General features: G+C 70.8%; 16 protein-coding genes. 3 read left to right on the forward strand and 13 right to left on the reverse strand.

The genetic code is table 11. The annotated features are described in order from the left end of the window. Positions 1-44: 44 nt before the first annotated feature. From KU893_RS07500 to KU893_RS07520, 5 genes are all read right to left on the reverse strand, one after another. A complete protein-coding gene (locus KU893_RS07500) occupies positions 45-5,117 on the reverse strand; it encodes an ExeM/NucH family extracellular endonuclease (protein ID WP_218233713.1) in 5,073 nt (1,690 codons plus the stop codon). A 212-nt stretch (positions 5,118-5,329) separates the two neighbouring features. Continuing rightward, complete coding sequence (gene pgsA, locus KU893_RS07505; protein WP_218233714.1) at positions 5,330-5,980, reverse strand: CDP-diacylglycerol--glycerol-3-phosphate 3-phosphatidyltransferase; 651 nt, start codon at positions 5,978-5,980, stop codon at positions 5,330-5,332. Beyond that, the gene (rimO, locus tag KU893_RS07510; protein ID WP_218233715.1) at positions 5,977-7,434 is read right to left on the reverse strand and encodes a 30S ribosomal protein S12 methylthiotransferase RimO; all 1,458 of its coding nucleotides are present in this window, start codon (positions 7,432-7,434) and stop codon (positions 5,977-5,979) included. The genes pgsA and rimO overlap by 4 nt, the downstream gene beginning before the upstream one ends. A gap of 66 nt (positions 7,435-7,500) precedes the next feature. After that, positions 7,501-9,177: a helix-turn-helix domain-containing protein gene (locus KU893_RS07515; protein ID WP_218233716.1), complete on the reverse strand. Its 1,677-nt coding sequence runs from the start codon at positions 9,175-9,177 to the stop codon at positions 7,501-7,503. 5 nt (positions 9,178-9,182) lie between these two features. After that, on the reverse strand, positions 9,183-11,789 hold the full coding sequence (locus tag KU893_RS07520; protein ID WP_218233717.1) for an FtsK/SpoIIIE family DNA translocase: 2,607 nt from the start codon (positions 11,787-11,789) through the stop codon (positions 9,183-9,185). 298 nt (positions 11,790-12,087) lie between these two features. On the opposite strand from KU893_RS07520, the gene KU893_RS07525 reads away from it, so the two are divergent. Both KU893_RS07525 and KU893_RS07530 read left to right on the forward strand, forming a co-directional pair. Further along, a complete protein-coding gene (locus KU893_RS07525) occupies positions 12,088-12,543 on the forward strand; it encodes a hypothetical protein (RefSeq protein ID WP_218233718.1) in 456 nt (151 codons plus the stop codon). Between the two features lie 168 nt (positions 12,544-12,711). Continuing rightward, on the forward strand, positions 12,712-15,285 hold the full coding sequence (locus KU893_RS07530; protein ID WP_218233719.1) for a M4 family metallopeptidase: 2,574 nt from the start codon (positions 12,712-12,714) through the stop codon (positions 15,283-15,285). Positions 15,286-15,403: 118 nt separating this feature from the next. Here the strand turns inward: KU893_RS07530 and KU893_RS07535 are convergent, their stop codons facing one another. Both KU893_RS07535 and dapA read right to left on the reverse strand, forming a co-directional pair. After that, complete coding sequence (locus KU893_RS07535) at positions 15,404-17,089, reverse strand: ribonuclease J (protein WP_218233720.1); 1,686 nt, start codon at positions 17,087-17,089, stop codon at positions 15,404-15,406. After that, complete coding sequence (gene dapA / locus KU893_RS07540) at positions 17,089-17,976, reverse strand: 4-hydroxy-tetrahydrodipicolinate synthase (RefSeq protein WP_218233721.1); 888 nt, start codon at positions 17,974-17,976, stop codon at positions 17,089-17,091. Before dapA ends, KU893_RS07535 begins: the two co-directional genes overlap by 1 nt. 95 nt (positions 17,977-18,071) lie before the next feature. Here dapA and KU893_RS07545 point away from each other — a divergent pair, with 95 nt between their 5' ends. Continuing rightward, complete coding sequence (locus tag KU893_RS07545; RefSeq protein ID WP_218233722.1) at positions 18,072-18,746, forward strand: alpha/beta fold hydrolase; 675 nt, start codon at positions 18,072-18,074, stop codon at positions 18,744-18,746. Here KU893_RS07545 and KU893_RS07550 read toward each other — a convergent pair. The 6 genes from KU893_RS07550 to gcvT are packed head-to-tail and all read right to left on the reverse strand — an operon-like array spanning position 18,730 to position 23,303. After that, complete coding sequence (locus KU893_RS07550) at positions 18,730-19,668, reverse strand: LLM class F420-dependent oxidoreductase (RefSeq protein ID WP_218233723.1); 939 nt, start codon at positions 19,666-19,668, stop codon at positions 18,730-18,732. The genes KU893_RS07545 and KU893_RS07550 overlap by 17 nt on opposite strands. Positions 19,669-19,725: 57 nt before the next feature. Beyond that, positions 19,726-20,253: a dihydrofolate reductase gene (locus KU893_RS07555; protein WP_218233724.1), complete on the reverse strand. Its 528-nt coding sequence runs from the start codon at positions 20,251-20,253 to the stop codon at positions 19,726-19,728. Between the two features lie 7 nt (positions 20,254-20,260). Continuing rightward, entirely contained in the window at positions 20,261-21,055 is a 795-nt protein-coding gene (locus KU893_RS07560) for a thymidylate synthase (protein WP_218233725.1), read from the reverse strand. Between the two features lie 27 nt (positions 21,056-21,082). Continuing rightward, positions 21,083-21,925 carry a PhzF family phenazine biosynthesis protein gene (locus tag KU893_RS07565; protein ID WP_218233726.1) on the reverse strand — a complete coding sequence of 281 codons (843 nt, stop codon included), beginning with the start codon at positions 21,923-21,925 and terminating at the stop codon, positions 21,083-21,085. Next, positions 21,922-22,191, reverse strand: coding sequence for a hypothetical protein (locus tag KU893_RS07570; RefSeq protein WP_218233727.1), 270 nt, complete (start codon positions 22,189-22,191; stop codon positions 21,922-21,924). The genes KU893_RS07565 and KU893_RS07570 overlap by 4 nt, the downstream gene beginning before the upstream one ends. A gap of 2 nt (positions 22,192-22,193) precedes the next feature. Continuing rightward, positions 22,194-23,303, reverse strand: a complete 1,110-nt coding sequence (gene gcvT, locus KU893_RS07575) for a glycine cleavage system aminomethyltransferase GcvT (protein WP_218233728.1) — start codon at positions 23,301-23,303, stop codon at positions 22,194-22,196. Positions 23,304-23,329: the final 26 nt, after the last annotated feature.

The raw sequence follows: 23,329 nt of genomic DNA on the forward strand, positions 1-23,329 counted from the left end.
ACGGAGCACCGACCGAGGCCCTCGGTCCGTTCAGGCGTGTCGGATCAGCGGCGGACCACCTTGATCGTCGCAGTGGCGGTCGCGGGCAGGTGCGTCGTCGTACCGGGGAAGGTGACGACCACCTTCTTCTTGCCCGTCGTGGCGAACGCCTTCAGCCGCACCGTGGCCTGGCCGTCCACCACCGTCACGGTGCGGGCCTTCTGTCCCTTGGCCTTGACGGTGACGGTCCCGGTGACGGGCCTGCCGGCGGCGTCGACCAGGGTGACGGCGACCCTCGCCCGGGTCTTGCCGACCACGACCTTCTTCGGCTTGGTCTTCACGGTGAGCGTCACGGCCTGCTGCCCGGTCGGCGGGGTGACGACGCTGCCGGTCACGGCGACGGGAACCCGCATCTCGGTACCCGTCTGGGGTCCGACGAGGGTCAGCGTGACCACGCCGCCCGGCGTCGAGGCCGGCAGGACCACGTCGACCGCGGCGGTGCCGTACGGGTCGTAGACCGCCGTGCCGATCGTGTTGTCGACCGCCGCGGTGCCGAGCACCTGGTCGCCGAGCTTGACCTGCAGCTCGGCGTCCTTGACGTCCGAGCCACTGAAGGACCACGACCCGACGGTGAGCTTGACGTGCTCGCCCGGGGCGTACGACGCCGGGGGGTCGGCCGGGAACTCGACCTCGACGGCGTGCTGGCTGTAGTCGACCGGCAGCGGGTCGGTGCTCGCGTGCGCGTCCATGTAGTCGACCATCGCCTGGAGGTCGACCTTGCCGGTGTCCTTCTTGCTGGCGCCCTTGCCGAGCTCGAAGAAGTTGTCACCGCCCGAGGCCAGGAAGGAGTTGACGGTCACGGAGTACACCTGGGCCGCGTCGATGGCGACGCCGTCCAGCCACATCCCGGTCACCTCACCCTGGAAGGTGGCGGTGCCGTTCACGTTCACCGGCGTCTCGGTGTAGGTGTAGGTGAACCCGGCCGAGACACCCAGTCGCAGGAACGGTCGCGACGGTACGGCGCCCACCGCGGTCCGCTGCCACTGCTGCTCCAGCACCGTCTCGATCTGCGCGCCGGTCAGCCGCATGTTGACCAGCGTGTTGGCGAACGGCTGGACCACGGCAGCCTGCTTGTAGGTCAGGTCGCGCACGTCGCCGTTGACCGTGCCGCCCATGTCCTGGCGCAGACCGCCCGGGTTCATGAAGGCGATCTGGGCCGATCCCGCCTCGGGGGTCTCGGTCGCCCAGCGCTGGACCTCGGCGACCAGGTTGCCGAGCGTCGACTCGCCACCGCGGTTCTCGGTGGTGCCGTTGACGAGCTTGGCGCGGTTGAACGGACCCTCGATCTGGCCGAGGACCTCGGCGCCGAGGACGTCGGCCTGCTGCTTGGCCTGGTCGACGATCGGCTTGACGGCGGTGTCGGCCTCGTAGCCGGTGCCGGCGATGCCGATGACGTCCTGCGACACCGCGACCAGGTCACCGGTGTTGTCGTCGTAGGTGAACACCAGCTGGTTGAGGTTCTGGCCGTACTGGCCGGCGGAGACCACGGGCCGCTCCGTCACCGCCCGCCCCTCGTTCGCCCACGAGGCGACCGGGTAGGAGCAGTTGTAGGCGAGGTGGGTGTGACCGGACACGATCGCGTCCACGTCGGCCGACGTGTTCTGGGTGATGTTTCCCCAGACCGTGTCCGCGTCGGTGAAGTTGGGCGACGTGCAGTCGGTCGTCGGTGAGCCCTCGTGCACCAGCAGGACCACGAGGTCGGCGCCCTGCGCCTTGAGCTGGGCCGCGGCCGCGTTGGTCGAGTCGACGATGTCGCTGACCGTCACGCCCTGGATGCCGGCCGGGCTGACCAGCGACGGCAGGTCCTCGGTGACCGCTCCGACGAAACCGACCTGGACGCCGTCGATGGTCTTGGTCCAGGTCTCCGCCAGGTCGTCGCGACCGGCCGGCTCGTTGACGTTGGCGGCGATGTACTCCCAGTCCGCCTCGTCCTGGATCCGGCCCACGAAGTCCTCGTAGCCCTGGTCGAACTCGTGGTTGCCCGCAGCGGACACCTCGAGGCCGGCTTCGTTGAGGGCGTCGATCGTCGGCTGGTCGTTCTGGATGAACGACTCGAAGGTGGACGCACCGACGAGGTCACCGGCGGCGACGAAGACGGTGTTCGGGTTGTCCGCGCGCAGCTCGTCGAGCGCGCCCGAGAGCACCTCGGCGCCCGCGCTGTCGCCGCCCGAGGGCAGGATCCGGCCGTGGAAGTCGTTGGTGCCGACGACCTGGATCCGCTTGTAGCTCCCGGTCACGGCCGGGACGTCGATGCCCACGATCTCGGGGTTGTGGTCCGAGGCCGCGAACGGGTCCGCGCCGTTGAAGAACTGCGTGAGGTTGTAGTTGTGGCGGCTGTACTGGAACGCCACGGACTCGGCCGCGTTGATGTCCCAGATGTCGGCGCCGGTGACCATGTCCCGTGCGACGGTGTTGCCGAGGACGTGGTCGAGCGATCCCGACAGGCCGGAGTACGAGTAGCTCTCCTCCGTCGGGTCGTCGGAGTCGATCAGACCGAACCCGCCCTGCTCGAGAACCCGGATCGGGTCCTCCTTCGAGTACGAGTTGAAGTCGCCGGCCAGGAACACGGCGTCGGTGCCGCGCGCCTCGGCGAACTCGTTCGCGAACTGGACGAGGCGGTGCGCCTGCCGGGTCCGGTCGCCGTTGAAAGCACCCGTGTCGGGGCTGTTGGCGTTGTCGCCGGTCGCCGCGGGCGTGCTGTCGCCCTTCGACTTGAAGTGGTTGAGGACGACGGCGAACGCGTCGCTGTCGAGGGCTCCCTTGGCCTTGAACGCCTGGGCGAGCGGCTCGCGGGCGTTGGCGAACTCCGTGGTGCCGAACAGGATGTCCGACTGCCCGACCGGCTCCACGTTGGCCTGGCGGTAGATGAAGGCCGGACGGATCACGTCCTGCTCGGAGACCGACGTCGCCGTGGTGGCCTCGCCGGGGCTGTGCACGTAGCGCCACACCTCGGAGCCGGCGGCGGTGTTGAGCGCGTCGACGAGGGAGCGCAGGGCGTCGTCGCGGTCGACCTCGTTGACCAGCTTGACCGAGTTCTCGACCTCCTGCAGGCCCACGATGTCAGCGTCGAGCAGGTTGATCGCGGTCACGATCTTGGTCTGCTGTCGCGCCAGGCTGGCCGCCGTGGCAGCACCGCGGGGACCGCGGCCGTCGTTCGGGTCGGGCCCGTTCGGCGTCTCGAAGCCGCACCGGTTGTTGCCGATCCGGTTGCCCTGACGATCGGTGTAGTAGGTGCAGTGGGTCTTCGGGTTCAGCGAGGCCCCGGCGGCGACGTACGCCTCACCGGTGGTGTTGAAGTAGTTGAGGACGTTGAAGGTCGCGATCTTCAGGTCGCCACCCACGTTCGCCGGGGCGGCGTTCTGGAGCCGGGTGTTCTCGAACGTGGCCGTGCCCGCGCCGTCGTCGTAGACGGGGGCCTGCGGCTGGAAGCGCCACAGGTTGTCGCGGAACTCCAGGACCACGGGACCGGTCAGGGTCGCCTGCGCGCCCACCCGGATCGGGTTGGCCGGGCTCAGCCACGGCAGCGGCTGGCCCTTCACGGTGCTGTTGGCCAGGTAGTTGACCGAGGTGCCGTCGTCGAGGACGACGCTGCGCGCGGCGTTGTCGGCCTTGACCTCGTCGAGCTTGAGGCTGCTGTCGGAGTAGAACTCGGTCGGCTGGCGCAGCGGCGAGTCGCCGGTGGCCAGGCCGATCTCACCGTCGGTGTTGATGTCGTAGACGTTGGTGACGGTGAGCTGGTCGGTGGGCGCGAGCAGCATGCCCTCCTGGGCCTCGCGCCCCGACTCGGTCGTCGGGTAGGCGATCTGCAGCGGGGTCACCGCGGCGAGGGGGGCGCCGAGCTCGACAACGCCGCCGGCCCCGGGGGTGATCTCGGTGATCCCCTGGAACTCGCTGACGATGCCGGTGACCTCGACCGAGTCGCCGATCGCCACGCCCGCGGGCATCGCGTTGCTGCCGTAGACGAACAGGGCGTCCGATCCCGCCGTGGCGTCGACCGCGCCACCGGTGCCGGCGGTCTGGACGTACATGCCGTCGAAGTCGGACCCAGCGAATGCCGGGTCCTTGTACATCGCTGTCACGACACCGCGCACCCGCAGGGTGTTGCCGACCTCCGGCGAGGCAGACCCCGTGCCCTGCACGGCGTCGATCTCCTTGAGCGGCGGCGGCTCGGCGTTCACCGTGATCGTGAAGGTCGCGTCGTCGGAGTCCGTGGGAGTGGCGGAGTCGGTCACGGTGATGGTGACCGGGAACGTGCCCGTCTCGGTCGGCGTGCCGCTGACGGTGCCGCTCGGTGACACGGCGACACCGGCCGGGAGGCCGACCGCCGTCCAGCCGTAGGGCGCGACGCCGTTGGTGGCGGTCAGGTCGAAGGCCGTGAGCGGCTCGTTGACGACGACGGTCAGGTTCGTCGGCGCAACAGCGGCCAGCGTCGGCACCGTCTCACCGGCCGCGTTGACGGGCGTCGGTGCGAGCTCGCTGAAGTCGGTGGCGTTGTTGTCACTGTCGGGCTGGGCCGCCGCGACGTTGCGCTGGGCGGAGGTGATGTTGGTGAGCTGGACCCCGGTGTTCGCCCCCTCGAACGAGGTCGGCGTCGTGCCGTAGCCGACCATGTCGACGAGGGGCGAAGCAGCGCCGGCGAGGTCCCCCTGGGCGGTGTAGCCCGTGGTGTTGTTGACCAGCAGCACGACCCCGTTCGTGCCGGACAGCCCGATCCCACCCTTGGCGTCCGGGTTCGGGAGCTGGTTGCCGGTGGCGAAGTTGCCCTCCTGGACCAGGTAGTGGCCGTGTGCCGGGATCGTGCCGGTCAGCGGGGTCACCTGGGCCGTGTTGCCGGTCGCCGAGCGGTACTGCACGGACCAGCCGGTCAGGTCGACATCGCTCGCCGTCGGGTTGTACAGCTCGATGAAGTCGTTGCCGTAGGAGGCCGGCGGCAGCTGGGCGGCGCCGTACACCTCGCTGATGATCACGCCGGTCCCCGCAGGGTTGGCCTGCGCCGGGGTGGCCTGGAGTGCGGTGAGGCCCGAGACGGCGAGTGCTGCGCCGAGGGAGCCGAAGAGGAGCTGTTTCGGTGAACGCATGAACTTCTTCCGGGGTCGTCAAAACGGCACGGGACAGCCGAACGCGCGCGCCCGAGAGCTGCCGGCGAGAACGGGGGGAAGGGTCCTTAACCTAGGTGCGCGCCCCGTCAGGCTGGCAAGGGGATGAGGAAAATCAAGTGACGAAAAGGCGACGTCTTGCCGTCAGATCTTGCCCTTGCGGATCCTTCGACCGGAGGATCTCGCCAATCGCCTCAGGCGGCGGACGACCTCCGGATCGAGTGCCGCTGCTTCCAGACGTCGCGGAAGAACTCGTAGCCGGACCACAGGGTCAGCACGAAGGCGATCAGGAGCAGCCCGATCGCGCCGACGTAGACGACCTCGCCGGGGATCTCGAGCCAGCCCACCTCGTCGCCGACCTCGAGGAGCGGCAGGGTCAGGAAGCCGAGGGCCAGGGCCTGGACGGCGGTCTTCCACTTTCCGCTGCGGGCCGCGGCGATGACGACCGACTTGAGCACGGAGAGCCGGAGCAGGGTGACGGCCCACTCGCGGACCAGGACGACGATCGTGATCGTCCACATCCACCAGGTGTCCATGATGATCGACAGCCCGATGAAGGCCATCCCGGTGATCGCTTTGTCGGCGATCGGGTCGGCGATCTTGCCGAAGTCGGTGATCAGGTTGCGCGCCCGGGCGATGTCACCGTCGATCTTGTCGGTGACCATCGCGACGAAGAAGATCGCCCAGGCGACGATGCGCCACGTGATCGAGTCGCCGCCGTCGTGCAGGAGGGCCCAGCCGAAGAAGGGCACCAGGACGATCCGCAGCGTGGTCAGCGCGTTGGGGAGGTTCCAGTTGCTCGGCTGGGCCTCGGCCGGGGGCTGTCCCGTGCTGGTCCCGCTCATCGCTGTCCTCCTGCCGGTTCGGCGATCAGGTCGACGCCGTCGGTCGCGACCACGACGGCGGTCACGAGGTCACCCACGCGGGCGTCCGGTACGCCGAGCACGCGGGTGGTGCCGTCGACCTCGGGGCCCTGCTGGGCGGCGCGGCCCTCGACGGTGCCGTCACCGGTGCCGTCGGGGTCGAGCTCCTCGACGAGCACCTCGACGGTGCTGCAGATCCGCTCCTCGGCACGCTGCGCGGTGAGCTCGGAGACGAGGTCGTTGAGGTGCTGGACGCGGGCGTTGATCTCGTCGTCGTCCAACTTGCCGTCGAGCTTCTCGGCCTCGGTGCCGTCCTCGTCGGAGTAGCCGAACACGCCGGTGACGTCCATGCGCGCGGCGACGAGGAAGTCGCACAGCGTCTGGAACTCCTCCTCGGTCTCCCCCGGGAAGCCGACGATCACGTTGGACCGCACGCCGGCCTCCGGCGCGAGCCCACGCACCTGGTCGAGCAGACCGAGGAAGCTCTCCGGGTCGCCGAAACGACGCATCCGGCGCAGCACGCTCGCGGAGGCGTGCTGGAACGACAGGTCGAAGTACGGCGCCACGCCCGGCGTGGTCGCGATCGCGCGGACCAGTCCCGGGCGGGTCTCGGCGGGCTGCAGGTACGACACCCGGACCCGCTCGATGCCGTCGACGGCGGTCAGCTCGGGAAGCAGCGTCTCGAGCAGGCCGAGGTCGCCGAGGTCCTTGCCGTAGGAGGTCGAGTTCTCCGAGACGAGGAACAGCTCCTTGACGCCCTGCTCGGCGAGCCAGTGCGCCTCCTGCAGCACGTCGGAGGGCCGGCGGCTGACGAACGAGCCGCGGAACATGGGGATCGCGCAGAACGTGCAGCGCCGGTCGCAACCGCTGGCCAGCTTGAGCGGGGCCATCGGGCCGCCGTCGAGGCGGCGCCGGATCGCGGAGCGCCCGGGGATCGCGATGTCGACCTCGGCACCGAAGCCGGCAGCCTCGGCGGTCTCGACCGCGGCCTGACGCTCGGCCGGGCTGATCGGCAGCAGCAGGCGCCGGTCGCGCGGGGCGTGCGGGTGCGGCCGCTCGCCGGCCAGGATCGAGCGCAGCCGCCCGGAGATGTCCTGGTAGTCGTCGAAGCCCAGCACCGCGTCGGCCTCGGGCAGCGAGTCGGCGAGCTCCTCGCCGTACCGCTCGGCCAGGCAGCCGACCGCGACGACGGCCTGCGGGCGACCGGACTCCTTGAGGTCGGCGGCGGCGAGCAGGGTGTCGATCGAGTCCTTCTTGGCCGCGTCGACGAAGCCGCACGTGTTGACCACGACCGTGTCGGCGTCCTCCGGGTCGTCGACGAGCGTGAAGCCATCCGCGGCGAGGCGGCCGGCCAGCTCCTCGGAGTCGACGTCGTTGCGTGCGCACCCGAGGGTGAGCAGCGCGACCGAGACGGGGTTCGTGGGTGTGCTGGTCATGTCCGGTCGAGGATACCGGCGGACGGGGGCCCGCCGGGATTCCTCGGTCGCGTGGTCAGGTCCGGATCAGGGCGCCACGAGGGTCTTGGAGACCTCGGAGCCGGTGTCGCCGAGCGCCTGCGGCTTCTGCCCGCCGATCGCGTAGGTCACCGAGCCGTCGGAGCTCCAGATCCGCACCGGCGGCACCACCTTGAGCTCGGAGGTCTGGCCGAAGGCCAGGTTGCCGTCGAACACGATCTCGCCGGCAGCGTCACGGATGACCAGCTGGGCTCCCCCGCCGGCGGCGACCAGGCTCAGCCTGATCGGGTCGCCCTTGGCAGCGGCGGCCTTGGAGATGCCGCCGCTCTGGTTGAGGACCGGGGTGTCGCTCACCGGCTCCGGGCCACCCATGACCAGCTGCGCCACGGACCAGACGAGCACCGCACCCATCACCGCGGCGATGAGCACCGACCAGTTCCGGCCGCCGCGGGTGCTGCGGATCGAGCCACCGGTCCCCGTGGCCAGCTCGGCCTCGAACACGCGGCGCGGGTCGACCGGCGCGTCGGCGTAGTTCTCGTCGTACGACGCCACGAGCGGTCCGGCGTCGATGCCGAGGACCCGCGCGAGGGTGCGCAGGTGGCCGCGGGCGTAGAAGTCGCCGCCGCAGGGCGAGAAGTCGTCGACCTCGATGGCCTCGATGACGTGGGGCCGGATCCGGGTCCGCTCGGAGAGCTGGTCGATGGTCAGCCGGAGCCGGTCGCGGGCCGCCGACAGCTCGGGCCCGATCACCGGCTGCGCGGCCGGACGCAGCGCCAGGTCGTCGAGGACGACGGTCACGCCGGTGTCGTCGGTGGCGACGGGCCGGGGCGTCTCCACGGGCGCCCGGACCAGGGTCGGTCGGTCCAGCTCGACCCGGGCCGCCAGCACGGTGGGCCGCTCCGGTGCGGGCGGCTCGTCCTGCTCGTCGACCGCGGCGAACTCGTCGGTCGTCTCGGTGTCCTCGGCGAGGATGACCTCACCGGTGTCCTCGTAGTCCGCCTCTGCGGCGGACTCCTCGGCGCTCTCCCCTGCGGCCCCGGCGGCCCCGGACTCCCCGGCGGCATCGTCGAGGTCGGGCGCCGTCGGTGCCGACAGGCCGGCGGCGACCCGGGCCGCGATGCCGCGGCGCTGCTCGGGAGAGGCCGGCGCGTCGTCGGCGTACAGGTCGCTGAGCTTCGGCACCGACCCGCTGCGCGGCGCGTTGGCCTCGTCGGCCATGCCCGGTACCACCTCGACGACGTCGGCGCGGCCGTCGGCGAGCTCGGCGAGCACGTCGCTCAACGAGCCCGCGTCGACGCCGACCACGCGGGTCGCCAGCGTCAGCGGTACGACGAGCTGCTGGTCGTCGTACCCGTCGACGAGGATGTGGCCGTCGCGGACCAGGCCGCGGCGCGGCAGGTGCTCCAGGCAGTCGATGTCGGGCCACGCGATCCCCCGCCAGGTGGCGCCCTGGCGCAGGCGCACACCGTGCTCGTCGGCGACGAGCAGCGGCGCCCGGCCGTCGACCAGGGCGGCGACGTGAAGGACGGTGACCAGCGCCAGCACGCCGAAGGACAGCCAGTCGAGGGTGGTGCCGTCGCTGAACGCGCGCACCGCGAAGGCGACGGTGAGCAGGGCGGAGAACCCGCCGACGGAGGCGGACAGGGCGACGTTGCGGCGGACCTCGACGTGCGGAGCGCTCTCGGCAGTCTCGGTGGTCTCGGTCATCTCGGTGCTCTCCGTCATCTCGCTCACGCCTCCCCCTGGATGGTCATGATCACGGCATCGATCTCGTCGGGCTTGACCAGCACGTCGCGGGCCTTGGATCCCTCGCTGGGTCCGACCACGCCCCGGCTCTCGAGGATGTCCATCAGCCGGCCGGCCTTGGCGAAGCCGACCCGCAGCTTGCGCTGCAGCATCGACGTGGAGCCGAACTGCGTGGAGACCACGAGCTCGATCGCCTGGATGACCAGGTCCATGTCGTCGCCGATGTCGTCGTCGAGCACCTTGCTGGACGCCGCGGGCGCGGTGACGTCCTCGCGGTAGTTGGGCTCGAGCTGGCCCTTGCAGTGCTTGACGACCTGGTGGATCTCGGGCTCGCTGACCCAGGAGCCCTGCACCCGGATCGGCTTGGAGGCACCCATCGGCAGGAACAGCCCGTCACCCTGGCCGACCAGCTTCTCGGCGCCGGGGGTGTCGAGGATGACGCGGCTGTCGGCGAGGCTGGAGGTCGCGAACGCCAGCCGGGAGGGGACGTTGGCCTTGATCAGACCGGTCACGACGTCGACCGACGGACGCTGCGTCGCGAGGACCAGGTGGATGCCGGCCGCACGGGCGAGCTGGGTGATCCGGACGATCGAGCTCTCGACGTCGCGCGGCGCGACCATCATCAGGTCGGCGAGCTCGTCGACGATCACCAGCAGGTACGGGTACGGCGTCAGCGTGCGCTCGCTGCCCGGCGGGACCTCGACCTTGCCCTCGCGCACGGCCTTGTTGAAGTCGTTGATGTGCCGGAAGCCGAAGTTGGCGAGGTCGTCGTACCGCATGTCCATCTCGCGGCAGACCCATTCGAGCGCTTCGGCGGCCTTCTTGGGGTTGGTGATGATCGGCGTGATCAGGTGCGGGACACCCTCGTAGGCGTTCAGCTCCACCCGCTTGGGGTCGACCATGATCATCCGCACCTCGTCGGGCGTGGAGCGCATCAGGACCGAGGTGATCATCGAGTTGATGAAGCTCGACTTGCCGGAGCCGGTGGCACCGGCGACCAGCAGGTGCGGCATCTTCGCGAGGTTCGCGACGACGAAGCCGCCCTCGACGTCCTTGCCGAGCCCCGCGACGAGCGGGTGGTGGTCGGTGCGCGCGACGTTGGAGCGGAGCACGTCGCCGAGCGAGACGATCTCCTTGTCGGTGTTGGGGATCTCCACACCCACCGCGGACTTGCCCGGGATCGGGCTGAGGATGCGCACGTCCTCGGAGCCGACCGCGTAGGAGATGTTGCGCTGGACGCCGAGGATCTTCTCCACCTTGACGCCGGTGCCGAGCTCGATCTCGTAGCGGGTGACCGTCGGACCGCGGGTGTAGCCGACGACCTGGGCGTCGACGTTGAACTCGTCGAGCACGCCCTGCAGGCGCAGCACGACGTCGTCGCTGGCCTTCGACCGGGCGCGGTGGGGGTCGCCGGGCTTAAGTGCCGACGCGTCGGGCAGCGTGTAGACGATGTCGCCGGACAGGGCGAGCTGCTCGACGCGCTGCGGCAGGTCGGCGTGCGGCGGCGGCTCGAGCTCGCCGGTCTCGTCCTCGGTCGGCGCGGACTGCGCAAGCCGGCGGGCGATGAGGGCGTTCGAACCGGCTTCCGGGTCGATCGGCTCGTCGTCGACGAGCGGCACGTCGATCGGCGCCAGCAGCTCCATCGACTCCTCGGCCGGACTCGGCTCCTCGTCCTTCTTGCGGCGCCGCTTCTTGGGCTCGGCGAGGACCGGGGAGTCGTACGCCGGGTCGCCCAGCCGCTCGAAGGTGTCGTCGATGCTGAGCGGCTGTGCGGCGTCGTCCTCGTGGTGGCGGCCCAGCAACAGGTCACCGATCTCGCGCAGCCGGTCGGGGACGCGGTACAGCGGGGTCGCGGTGATCACGAGGATGCCGAAGAAGGCCAGCAGCGCGAGCAGCGGTACGACGACCGCCGGCGCGCGGAGGAGGTCGAGCAGCAGGGCCGAGACGACGTAGCCGACCGCGCCGCCGCCGTCGCGCAGCGGCGTGGTGTCGCCCTGCACCGGCTCGGGGCTGCCGTTGGCGATGTGGACGATGCCGAGCAGTCCGAAGGAGAAGGCGGTCCAGCCGATGACCTGGCGGCCGGCCGGGCCGTTGCCGATCGGGTCGCGCATGACCCGCCAGCCCGCGGCCAGCACGAGCAGCGGCACGAACCAGCCGATCTTGCCGACCGATCCGGAGACCGCGGCGCGGGTGAAGTCCATGACACCGCCCGGGACCTCGAACCAGACCGCGCCGGTGATGATCAGGGCGACGGCGACCAGGAGCAGGCCGAAGCCGTCGCGGCGCTGCTCGGGGTCGATGTCGCGGGCGCCGTGCCCGACGCCGCGGGTGACCGCGCCGATGCCGTGCGCGAAGGCGAGCCACAGCGCGACCACTCCCCTGCCGAGCGCGGTGAAGGCGCGCAGCACCGGACCGGGGCCGGTGCGCACCGCCCGCGGGGCAGGCCGCTTCGCCGCCGACTTCTTGGCCGGCGGTCGCTTCTTGGTGGTCGTACTCCGGCTGCGCGAGCTGGCTGTCTTCTTCACGCCCGAGCGGGAGGAAGAGGTGGTCCTGCTGCGCGACGCCGGCGGGGAAGACGTACGGGTCGCCATGACACCAAACCTAGGCGATCGTCCCACCCGTCACAGGGACCACAGAGCGGTGTGTCTCGCTCGGCGTCGCACCACGGCGCGACGCCGTCCGCGCGTCCCTGCCTGCCCTCACCGCCCCCGACCGGGACCAAGGGCACGCCCGAAGTTCCTGCGGCCCGGCGCCGCGGATGACGCAGAGTTTGCTCCGAACCTCTGGACCGCCCGCATTCCTGCCCTCTAGGGTCTCGTCCACGTGCGCGGGAGCGGGAACCCCCCTAGGCCTGCCGAGGGCACGTTCTATCTCGAGGAGAACATTGTCGTGAGACTCAACCTTCCGGACGCCCTGAGGAAGGGCGTCGGACTCTCTCTCGTCGGGGCGGCCCTCGTGGTCATCCCGGCGGCACCGATCAAGGCCGCCCAGCCGGACCCGTCCGTCGTCGAGCAGATGCGCAACGAGGCTGCCGGCGACGTCGCGGTGACGACCTCGCCTGCCACGGGCAAGGTCGGCTTCATCAGCGCGACCGAGGACCTGGCACCGTCCGAGCGCTCGGGCGCCACCCGCAGCGGCGCCCAGGCGAAGGCCGGCGACTACGTCGACAAGTACGCCCGCGCCTTCGGCACGACCGCCGCCCAGCTCGGCAACCCCGTCACCACCGCGACGCCGGCCGGTCACACGGTCGACTTCACCCAGTCCTACCAGGGAGTCCCGGTCTTCGGCTCCAAGCTGCGCGCCCAGGTCGACACCGACGGTGACCTGGTGTCCGTGTCCGGCTAGGTCGCTCCGAACGTCGACGTCGACGTCACGCCGAGCCTGGACGAGGCGACCGCGAAGGCGAAGGCGATCAAGCTCGCCGCCCAGGCGCCGGCCGGTGCCGGCGAGGGCGCCGCCGCCAAGGCGAAGGCGAGCGACCTGACCGCCAAGGCCACGTTGATGGTCTACCGGATGGGTGCCATCCAGGGCGTCGAGGGTCGCAACCTGCTGGCCTGGGTGGTCGAGGTGACCGACGGCAAGCAGGTCCGCGAGACCAGCGTGCTCGACGCGAAGACCGGAAAGCCGGTCAACCGCTACTCGATGATCGCCCACGCGCTCGACCGCGAGCTGCACGAGAGCTCCATCGAGGACCCGATCGTGTGGAAGGAGGGCGACGCGTTCCCCGGGACCCTCGACGCCGACCAGAAGAGCGAGGTCCAGGGCACCGGCGAGGCGTACTGGTTCTTCAAGAACTCCTTCGGCCGCGACTCCTGGGACGGCGCCGGCGGCAAGATGATCACGGTCAACAACGACCCGACCATCGACTGCCCCAACGCCAACTGGAACGGCACCTCGACCAACTACTGCACCGGCGTCTCCTCCGACGACACCGTCGCCCACGAGTGGGGCCACGCGTACACGGAGAAGACCTCCGGCCTGCTCTACCAGTGGCAGCCCGGCGCGATGAACGAGGCCTACTCGGACATCTGGGGCGAGACCGTCGACATGCTGAACAACCGGTTCAACGCCCCGGACGAGGAGACCCACCGCAGCGACGGCAAGTGCTCCGAGGGCACCCGCGGCGCGATCTCGGTCGAGGTGAGCGCCCCGGTCGGCACCTGCACCGGCGCACCCGCTGCGTTCGGCCCCATCATCTCCACCGTCACCGACGACCTGGTCGTCGGCACCGACGCGATCGAGGAGCAGGACGGCCAGGTGGTCGGCACCGACACCGACGGCTGCTCCCCGTTCGACAACGCCGCCTCCCTGGCCGGCAAGTTCGTGTACGTCGACCGCGGGCTGTGCGCCTTCGCCGACAAGATCACGCACGCCGAGGACGCCGGCGCCATCGGCATCATCTTCGGCAACAACCGTCCCGGAGTCTCGTCGGTGGCCGGCTTCTCCACCCTCTACGGCGCCATGGTCAGCCAGGACGACGGCACCGAGATCAAGGCCGCGGCGGGACCGCTGACGATCACCCTGGCCGACGACGAGGCCCCCGGCTCGCGCGACACCAGCTTCCGCTGGCTGTCCGGTGAGGACGACCCGGCCTTCGGCGGCGCGATCCGCGACATGTGGAACCCGAACTGCTACGGCGACCCGGGCAAGGTGTCGGACGAGGAGTACTTCTGCGACACCGACGACAGCGGTGGCGTCCACACCAACTCCGGCGTGGTCAACCACACCTACGCCCTGCTGGTCGACGGCGGCACCTACAACGGGGTGACCGTGCCGGCGATCGGGCTGGACAAGGCGGCGCACCTGTTCTGGCGCACGCAGACGGCGTACCTCACCTCGACCTCCGGGTTCGCGGAGCTGGCCGACGGCCTCGAGGGATCGTGCGCCACCCTCACGGGCAACGCGACGCTCAAGAAGTTGACCCTCGGCGTGAGCGGACCGAACGAGCGGGGTGGCAGCGCGGACGACCAGGGCACGATCGCTCCGATCACCGCGGCCGACTGCGCGGCCGTCACCAAGGCGATCGCCGCCACCGAGCTGCGCAAGGAGCCGGTGCAGTGCAACTTCAAGCCGCTGTTCCACCGCGGAACGGTCGGTTGCGGGGACGGCACGGTGACCAAGGACATGTGGACCGAGGGCTTCGAGTCCGGCCTCCCGGCCGGCTGGACCCAGGACGTCGAGTACGCCGACTTCGGGCCGGACGGGAGCGGCGCGAAGCACTTCGACGCGACGACGACCACCAACCTCCCGGTCGTCAGCAAGGGCGGCGTGCAGCACAAGGGCGGCACCTCGGTGCTCTACTTCAACGACAAGGGCAACGCCGGCAACTTCGGCAGCTGCAAGCTCGACGCGAACGACTACTCCTCCCGTGTGGGGATGTCGACGCCGGTGCTGACGGTGCCCGAGGGCGAGCTGCCGAGGTTCTCCTTCGACCACTACGTGGCCTCGGAGGTCGGCTTCGACGGCGGCAACGTGAAGGTCAAGGTCAACGGCGCGCCGGACTTCGAGCTGGTCCCGGACAAGGCGTGGCTCTACAACGCGCCGGGCGGCCTGCTCGACACGGTGGCGGCAGGCAACACCAACCCGATGGCCGGCGAGCCCGCGTTCACCGGTGCGGACGGCGGTCTCCCGACCGGCGCCTGGGGCCAGTCCTCGATCGACCTGTCGATGATCGCCAAGCCGGGTGACACCGTGCAGTTCCGCTTCGACTTCGGCATGGACGGCTGCAACGGCAACGACGGCTGGTACATCGACAACGTGGCCGTAAGCATCTGCACCAAGCCCGTCGTCGCCCCTGGCACCGCGACGGTCTCCCCGAAGGCGAGCGCCAAGAAGGGCATCGTCAAGATCAACATCGCCACCGCCGGCAACGTCGCGCTGGCCGGTCCGGTGACGGTCACGATCAAGGGCAAGACCTACACCGGGACCGTGGTCGACGGCGTGCTGACCGTCAAGGCCAAGAAGCAGCTGCGCAAGCTGTGGAAGCAGGGCAAGCGCAAGGTCAAGGCGAGCGTGAGCTACCCCGGTGACGCGAAGATCGCCGCCTTCACCGCGACGGTGACGATCAAGCTGAAGGGCAAGCAGTAGCACGTTGGACCAGGCGTATGGATCCCCGGATGTCCGGGGATCCATACGCTTGTCAGGGGTTGCAACCCCTGACATGTGCATGAATCCCCGGATATCCGGGGATTCATGCAGGCGCGAATCAGGCCTCGACGACCACCGGGATGATCATCGGGCGGCGCTTGTGGGTGTTGCTCACCCAGCGGCCGATCGTACGGCGGACCGTCTGCTGCAGCTGGTGCGTGTCGGTGTTGCCCTCCTCGATCGCGCGGTTGACGGCGTCGATGATCGGCTGCTTGATCGGCTCGAAGTCCGAGTCGAGCCACGCGTGGCCGCGGGCGTGGATCTCGGGGCCGGCGGAGACCTTTCCGGCGACGGAGTCGACGACCACGATCACCGAGATGAAGCCCTCCTCGCCGAGGATCCGGCGGTCCTTGAGCTCGGACTCGGTGACGTCGCCGACGGACTGGCCGTCGACGAAGACGTAGCCGCACTCGACCTTGCCGACCACGGAGGCCACGCCGTCGACGAGGTCGACGACGACGCCGTCCTCGGCGTAGACGACGTTCTCGACGCCGGTGGCCTTCGCGAGGTCGCCGTTGGCCAGCATGTGCCGGACCTCGCCGTGGACGGGGAGCACGTTCTTCGGCTTGACGATGTTGTAGCAGTAGAGCAGCTCGCCGGCGCTGGCGTGACCACTGACGTGGACCAGGGCGTTGCCCTTGTGGACCACGTTGGCGCCGAGGCGGGACAGCCCGTTGATCACCCGGTAGACGGCGTTCTCGTTGCCGGGGATCAGGCTCGAGGCCAGCACGACGGTGTCGCCCTGCTCGAGGTGGACGAAGTTGTGGCTGCGCTGGGCGATCCGGGCCAGGGCGCTGAGCGGCTCACCCTGCGAGCCGGTCGAGATGAGCACCTGCCGCTCGGGGGCGAGGTCGGCGAGCTCCTTGGCCTCGACCATCACACCGGGCGGAACGTGGAGGTAGCCCAGGTCGCGGGCGATCGCCATGTTGCGCACCATCGAGCGGCCGACGTAGGCGACCTTCCGGTTGTACTTGACCGCGGCGTCGAGGACCTGCTGGACGCGGTGCACGTGGGAGGCGAAGCAGGCGACGATGATCCGCTGCTTCGACTCGGCGAAGGCCTGCTCGAGGACCGGGGTGATCTTCCGCTCGGCCGTGGTGAAGCCCGGGACGTCGGCGTTGGTGGAGTCGGTGAGGAAGAGGTCGACGCCCTCCTCACCCAACCGCGCGAACGCACGCAGGTCGGTGATCCGCCCGTCGAGCGGAAGCTGGTCCATCTTGAAGTCGCCGGTGTGCAGCACCATCCCGGCGCCGGTGCGGATGGCGACCGCGAGCGCGTCGGGGATGGAGTGGTTGACCGCGACGAACTCCAGGTCGAAGGGACCGAACGAGATCCGGTCGCCCTCCTTGACCGTGTAGAACGGCGTCTGGCGCAGACGGTGCTCGCGCAGCTTGGAGTTGACCAGCGCCAGGGTCAGCTGGGAGCCGACGAGCGGGATGTCCTGGCGCTCGCGCAGCAGGTACGGCGTGGCGCCGATGTGGTCCTCGTGGCCGTGGGTGAGCACGATCGCCTCGACGGCGTCGAGCCGGTCCCGGATCGCCGCGAAGTCGGGCAGGATCAGGTCGACGCCCGGCTGGCTGTCGTCGGGGAAGAGCACACCGCAGTCCACGACGAGGAGGCGACCGTCGTACTCGAAGACAGTCATGTTGCGGCCGACCTCGCCGAGCCCGCCGAGCGGGATGACCCGCAGGCCGCCCTTCGGGAGCTTCGGCGGGGCGGACAGCTCGGGGTGCGGGTGGCTCATCAGAGCAGACCCGCCGCGGCCAGGCCGGCGCGGAGGTCGGCGACCTCCGCGTCGTCGAGTGCCATCAACGGCGGTCGGACCGCTCTGTTCGTCAGCACGCCGGCCAGCTCGAGCGCGGCCTTCGCGGTCGTGGCGCCGTAGTTGGGCACGCCCATGATCGCCTCGAAGGCGGGGATCAGGCCGGTGTGGATGCGCAGCGCCTCGGCGTGGTCGCCGGCGAGGAAGGCGTCGATCATCGCGCGCAGCTGGGTGCCGGCGACGTGGCCGACGACCGAGACCAGGCCCGTGGCGCCGTAGGCGAGGTAGCCGAGGGTGTTGACGTCGTCACCGGAGTAGACGGCGTAGCCGAGGTCGACCAGCTGGGCGGTCCGGGAGATGTCGCCGGTCGCCTCCTTGACCGCCACGACGGTGTCCCACTGCCTGGCCGCGGCGTAGGTCTCCAACGCGATCTTGGTGCCGGTGCGGCCGGGCACGTCGTAGAGCATGACCGGGACGGCGGTCGCCTCGACGACGTGGCGGAAGTGGTTGAGCACGCCCGGCTGGCTGGGCTTGTTGTAGTAGGGGGTGACGAGCAGGAGCCCGTCGGCGCCGACCTTCTCGGCCTGCTTCGCGAGCTCGACGGAGTGACGGGTGTCGTTGGTGCCGACACCGGCGACCACCTTGGCGCGGTCGCCGACCGCGTCCTTGACCGCGGCGAGGGTCTCGCCGTCCTCGGCGCCCGTGGTGGTCGGCGACTCGCCCGTGGTGCCGGACACGACGATCCCGTCGTTGCCGTTGTCGACCAGGTGCTTGGCGACCTTCTGCACCCCGTCCAGGTCGACCGAGCCGTCCTCGAGGAACGGCGTGACCATCGCGGTCAGCATGGTGCCGAAGGGTGCAGAAGTCATGGGTCAAGGCTATCGTCCCCGACTCATTTCGCTCACTCCGCACGCTCACGTGCCGCCGAGGAGGCATGTCGGTGCCGGGTGGCAGGGTCGGCAGGGTGAACGAACCCGTGCTCCTCCTCAGCGGTTCCGGCCTGCCGGCCTGGATCTGGGACGAGGTCCGCGCCGGCCTCGACGAGTCCGCGGTCGCGCCCCGGCCCACCTCCCCCGACGCCGGCCCGGAGGCGTACGCCGCCGCGGCGCTCGCCGCGGTCGACTGGCCCCGGTTCACGGTGGTCGCCCACTCCGTCGGGGGCGTCGTGGCCCAGGCGCTGCTCGCCGCTGCGCCCGAGCGGATCACGGGCGTGCTCGGCGTCTCGGCGGCGTGGCCGGCGCCCGGTCGCTCGTTCGCCGACGCGCTGCGGGTGCCGCAGCGCTGGCTGCTGCCGCTGATCCTCCGGCTCGCGGGCACCCGGCCGCCGGAGAAGCAGCTGCGCGCCGGGATCGGCGCCGGGCTGCCCGCGCAGACCGTCGACCGGCTGGTCGCGGAGTTCACCCCTGAGTCACGCCAGCTCTTCGTGACGCCCGCGCCCGTCGCGGACGGGTCGCCGGCGCGGCGGGGATATGTCCGCACCACGGGCGACCAGGAGCTCCCGCTCCCGGTGCAGGACCGCGCGGCCGCCGGCCTCGGCGGCGACTTCCGACGAGACCTGGCGACCGGCCACCTGCCGATGCTCGAGGACCCGGCCGGCCTGCTCGAGGTGGTCCGGGAGTTCCTCAGACCTGCGGCATGACCTCCGCCGCGACCAGGCGCAGGTGGTCGAGGTCGGTCAGGTCGAGGACCTGGAGGTAGATCCGCTGCGCACCGAGGTCGGCGTACCGCCGGATCTTGGCGACCACCTCGTCCGGCGTGCCGGCCAGCCCGTTCTCGCGCAGCTCGTCCGGCTCGCGACCGATCGCGGCGGCGCGCCGGGCGACGGCCGCCTCGTCCTCACCGACGCAGAGCACCAGCGCGTTGGACCAGGTGATCGACGCGGGGTCGCGGCCGATCTCCTCGGCGGCGCGACGGACCCGACCGAACTGGAGCGCGGTGAACTCCTCGTCGACGAACGGCAGGTTGAACTCGTCGGCGTACGCCGCCGCCAGGGCCGGCGTCTTGTGGGCGCCCTTGCCGCCGATGAGGAGGGGGACGGCGCCGCGGTGGCCGCTCGTCTGAGTCGGCTTGGGCAGCGCGGGGCTGTCCTCGAGCCGGTAGTGCTGACCCTCGAAGGCGTACCGCTCGCCGACGGGCGTCGACCACAGGCCGGTGATCAGCTCGAGCTGCTCGGCGTACCGCTCGAAGCGCTCGCGGGTGTCGGGGAACGGGATGCCGTAGGCGGTGTGCTCCTGGGTGAACCAGCCGGCGCCGAGGCCCAGCTCGATCCGGCCGCCGCTCATCTGGTCGACCTGGGCGACCTGGATCGCCAGCACGCCGGGGTGGCGGAAGGTGGCGCTGGTCATCAGGGTGCCGAGCCGGATGCTCGTCGTGTCGCGGGCCAGGCCGGCGAGCGTGGTCCACGCGTCGGTCGAGCCGGGCAGCCCGTCGCCGCTCATGTGGAGGTAGTGGTCGCTGCGGAAGAAGGCGCCGAAGCCGAGCTGCTCGGCCTCGAGGGCCACGGCCAGCAGGTCGTCGTAGGTCGCGCCCTGCTGTGGTTCGGTGAAGACACGGAGCTCCATGTCCCCTACCTTGCCAGCCGCGTGGTTTCGAGGCTCGGCCGCGGGCGGCCTCGCACCTCAACCAGCGGCGCCGCCACAGGCGAAGGTCCGCTCCCACCACACGATGGTGAACCCGTCGCGCGGCTCCCGGCGCACCTCGCGCCAGCGCTGGGGGCTGAACGGGGGGTAGTGCGTGTCCCCCGGCGGCGACAGCGGGATCTCGGAGATGACCTGCTCGTCGGCGTACGGCATCGCAGCGGCGTAGACGTGTGCTCCCCCGCCGATCATCACCTGCCGGTCGGCGGGCTGGCCCTCGAGGATCCGGTCGGCGAGCGCGAGCGCGTCGGTGATCGAGTGGGCGACCTCGACCCCCTCGGCGGCGTACGACGGGTCGCGGGTCAGCACGACGGTGGTCCGGCCCGGCAACGGGCGGCCGATGCCCTCGTGGGTGGTCCGGCCCAGCACGAGGACGTGACCCATGGTGGTGGCCTTGAAGTGCGCGAAGTCCTCGGGGATCTTCCACGGGATGTCGGCGTCGGCGCCGATCACGCCGTTCTCGGCGACGGCGGCCACCATGGTGACCCGCCGCCCTGCGGGAGTGGTCATCGTCGTCCTAGACCGCGATCGGGGCCTTGATGGCCGGATACGGGTCGTAGCCCTCGACGGTGATGTCCTCGAGCTCGAAGGCGTCGATCTCGCTCACCGCGGGGTTGAGGACCAGCGTCGGCAGCGGCCGCGGCTCACGGGTGAGCTGGAGCCGGGCCTGCTCGAGGTGGTTGGAGTACAGGTGGGCGTCGCCGAGGGTGTGCACGAAGTCGCCGACGCCGAGGCCGCACACCTGGGCGACCATGTGGGTGAGCAGCGCGTAGGAGGCGATGTTGAACGGCACGCCGAGGAAGACGTCGGCCGAGCGCTGGTAGAGCTGGCAGCTCAGCCGCCCGTCGGCGACGTAGAACTGGAACAGGCTGTGGCACGGCGGCAGCGCCATGTCGTCGACCTGGCTCGGGTTCCACGCCGAGACGATGTGACGGCGGCTGTCGGGGTTCGCCCGGATCTGCGCGATCACCTGGGCGAGCTGGTCGATGTGGCCGCCGTCCGGGGTGGGCCACGAACGCCACTGGGCGCCGTACACGGGGCCGAGGTCGCCGTTCTCGTCGGCCCACTCGTCCCAGATGGTGATGCCGCGCTCCTGCAGCCAGCGCACGTTGGTGTCGCCGCGCAGGAACCACAGCAGCTCGCCGAACACCGACCGGGTGTGGATCTTCTTGGTCGTGACCACCGGGAAGCCCTCGGCGAGGTCGAAGCGCATCTGGTGGCCGAAGACGCTCAGCGTGCCGGTACCGGTCCGGTCGCCCTTCTCGGTGCCCTCGTCGAGGATCCGCTGGACGAGGTCGAGGTAGGCGCGCACGGCCTCAGGCTAGTCGGCGGCCGGTCGTCACAGCGCGACCGTCCCGCGGATCGTCGTGAGGGTGTCGCCGCCGACCCAGATGGTGCCGTCGGCGCCGGTGTCGACGTGGACCCGGCCACGACGGCCGATCACGCTGCCCTGCGAGGCGACGTACGACGGCGGCAGCACGTCGCCGGCCAACCACTGCCCCAGCGAGGCGTTCAGCGACCCGGTCACCGGGTCCTCCGCGATACCCGCGGCATGCGGGACGAACGCGCGGACCTCGACCGCGCACTCCGATCCCTCCGGGTAGGGCCCCACGACGCCGACGTCGACCGGCAACCGGTCGACGTCGGGCCTCAGCGCGAGGACCTGCGCCGCCGACGCGAGCCGGACGCCGACCCAGCCGGGACCGTTGTCGGCCCAGGCGAGGTCGACGACGTCTCCCCAGTCGACGCCCAGCGCGGCCACGATCTGCTCGGAGAGGTCGACGTCGACCGGGCCGGAGCGGATCAGGTCGGGAGCGGCGAAGGCCAGCCGGCCGCCGTCACGGCGCAGCTCGACGAGCCCGACACCGCACTCCTGCACGACGCCCTCGCCGGCCGGGACACCGCCCGCCTCCAGCCAGGCATGGGCCGAGCCGAGGGTGGGGTGCCCCGCGAAGGGCAGCTCGGTCTCGGTCGTGAAGATCCGGACCCGGTAGTCCGCGGCCGGGTCCGTCGGCGCCAGCAGGAAGGTGGTCTCGCTGAGGTTCGTCCAGCGGGCGAAGCGCTGCATCTCCTCCGCGCTCATCGCGTCGGCGTCGTGCACCACCGCCAGGGGGTTCCCGAGAAGCGGCCGGTCGGTGAAGACGTCGACCTGGCGGAAGTCGCGGACGGTGCGCCCGCTCATGCGGACAGCGACATCGGGCCGTAGACCTCGCGGTCCACCTCCAGCAGGGTCACGTGGGTGACCCCGAGATCGGCCAGCGCCGACCAGGTCTCGCCGATCCACGACTCGGCGTCGCCCTGGCTGGGGAACGCCACGTCGGCGTACGCCTTGGCGTCGGCGTCGCTCAGCGCGACCGTCGCGCCGGAGGCGTCCTCGAGACGCCAGTGCCAGGGGTTCTCGGCCGGTGCGGAGGGGCGGTACGGCGCGGGCTGCTCGGGAAGGCTCATGGTCAGGACTCTCGCACGGAGGGCTGGACGAACGGCGGCTTGGTGATCTGGAAGACCTCGGGGCGGCCGCGCACGTCGACCATCACCTCGGCACCGTCGTCGACCACGGTCGAGACGAGGGCGAGGGCGATGCCCTTCCTCATGGTCGGCGAGAAGGTGCCGGAGGTGACCTCGCCGAGCGGGACGTCGCGCAGCAGCCGCACGCTCATGTGCGGCCGCGGGATCGCGCGCCCGGTGGAGACCAGTCCGACCAGCTTGCGGCGCGGGCCCGCCTCACGCTCGGCGAGCAGCTTGTCGCGGCCCCAGAACGCCGGCTTCTTCCAGCCGACCGCCCAGCCGAGGCGGGCCTCGTTGGGGGTGATGTCCGGGGAGATGTCCTGGCCGTGCAGCGGGTAGCCCATCTCCGTGCGCAGCGTGTCGCGGGCGCCGAGCCCGGCCGGCACGAGGCCGTACGGCTCCCCCGCCGCCATCAGCGCGTCCCACAGCGCCGGGGCGACCGCGGACGGCGCGATCAGCTCGTAGCCGCGCTCGCCGGTGTAGCCGGTGCGGCACACGACGACGTCGGCACCCTCGAACGGCGCCTCGACGAAGGTCAGGTAGTCGTGGCCGACCGGGAGGCCGACCCCCGCCACGACCTCGTCGGACCTGGTGCCCTGGACCGCCAGCACGACGTAGTCGCGGTGGTGGTCGACCACCTCGACACCCTCCGGCGCGGCCTCCGCCAGCCGCCGTCGCACCTCGTCGCTGTTGGCGGCATTCGGGACGACGAGCACGTGGTCGTCGTCGCGGTAGTAGAGGAAGACGTCATCGACGATCCCGCCGGTGGCGTCGTCGACGACGAGGCTGTACTGCGCCTGGCCCGGACCGATCCGGTGCAGGTCGTTGGTGAGCGTGGCGTTGAGGAACTCCACCGCCCCCGGGCCGCGGACCACCAGCTTGCCGAGATGGCTGACGTCGAAGATGCCGACGCCGCCACGGACCGCGGCGTGCTCCTTGACGACGCCGGTCGGGTACTCCAGCGGCATCAGCCAGCCGCCGAACTCGGAGAACTTGGCGCCCAGCGCCTCGTGCCGGTCGTGCAGGGGCGAGTGGAGAGGAGTCGCTTCCGCCATGATCCGGAATCTATTGCATCCGGCGC

This window comes from Nocardioides daeguensis, from assembly GCF_019192965.1.
In the GTDB taxonomy this organism is placed as follows: domain Bacteria; phylum Actinomycetota; class Actinomycetes; order Propionibacteriales; family Nocardioidaceae; genus Nocardioides; species Nocardioides daeguensis.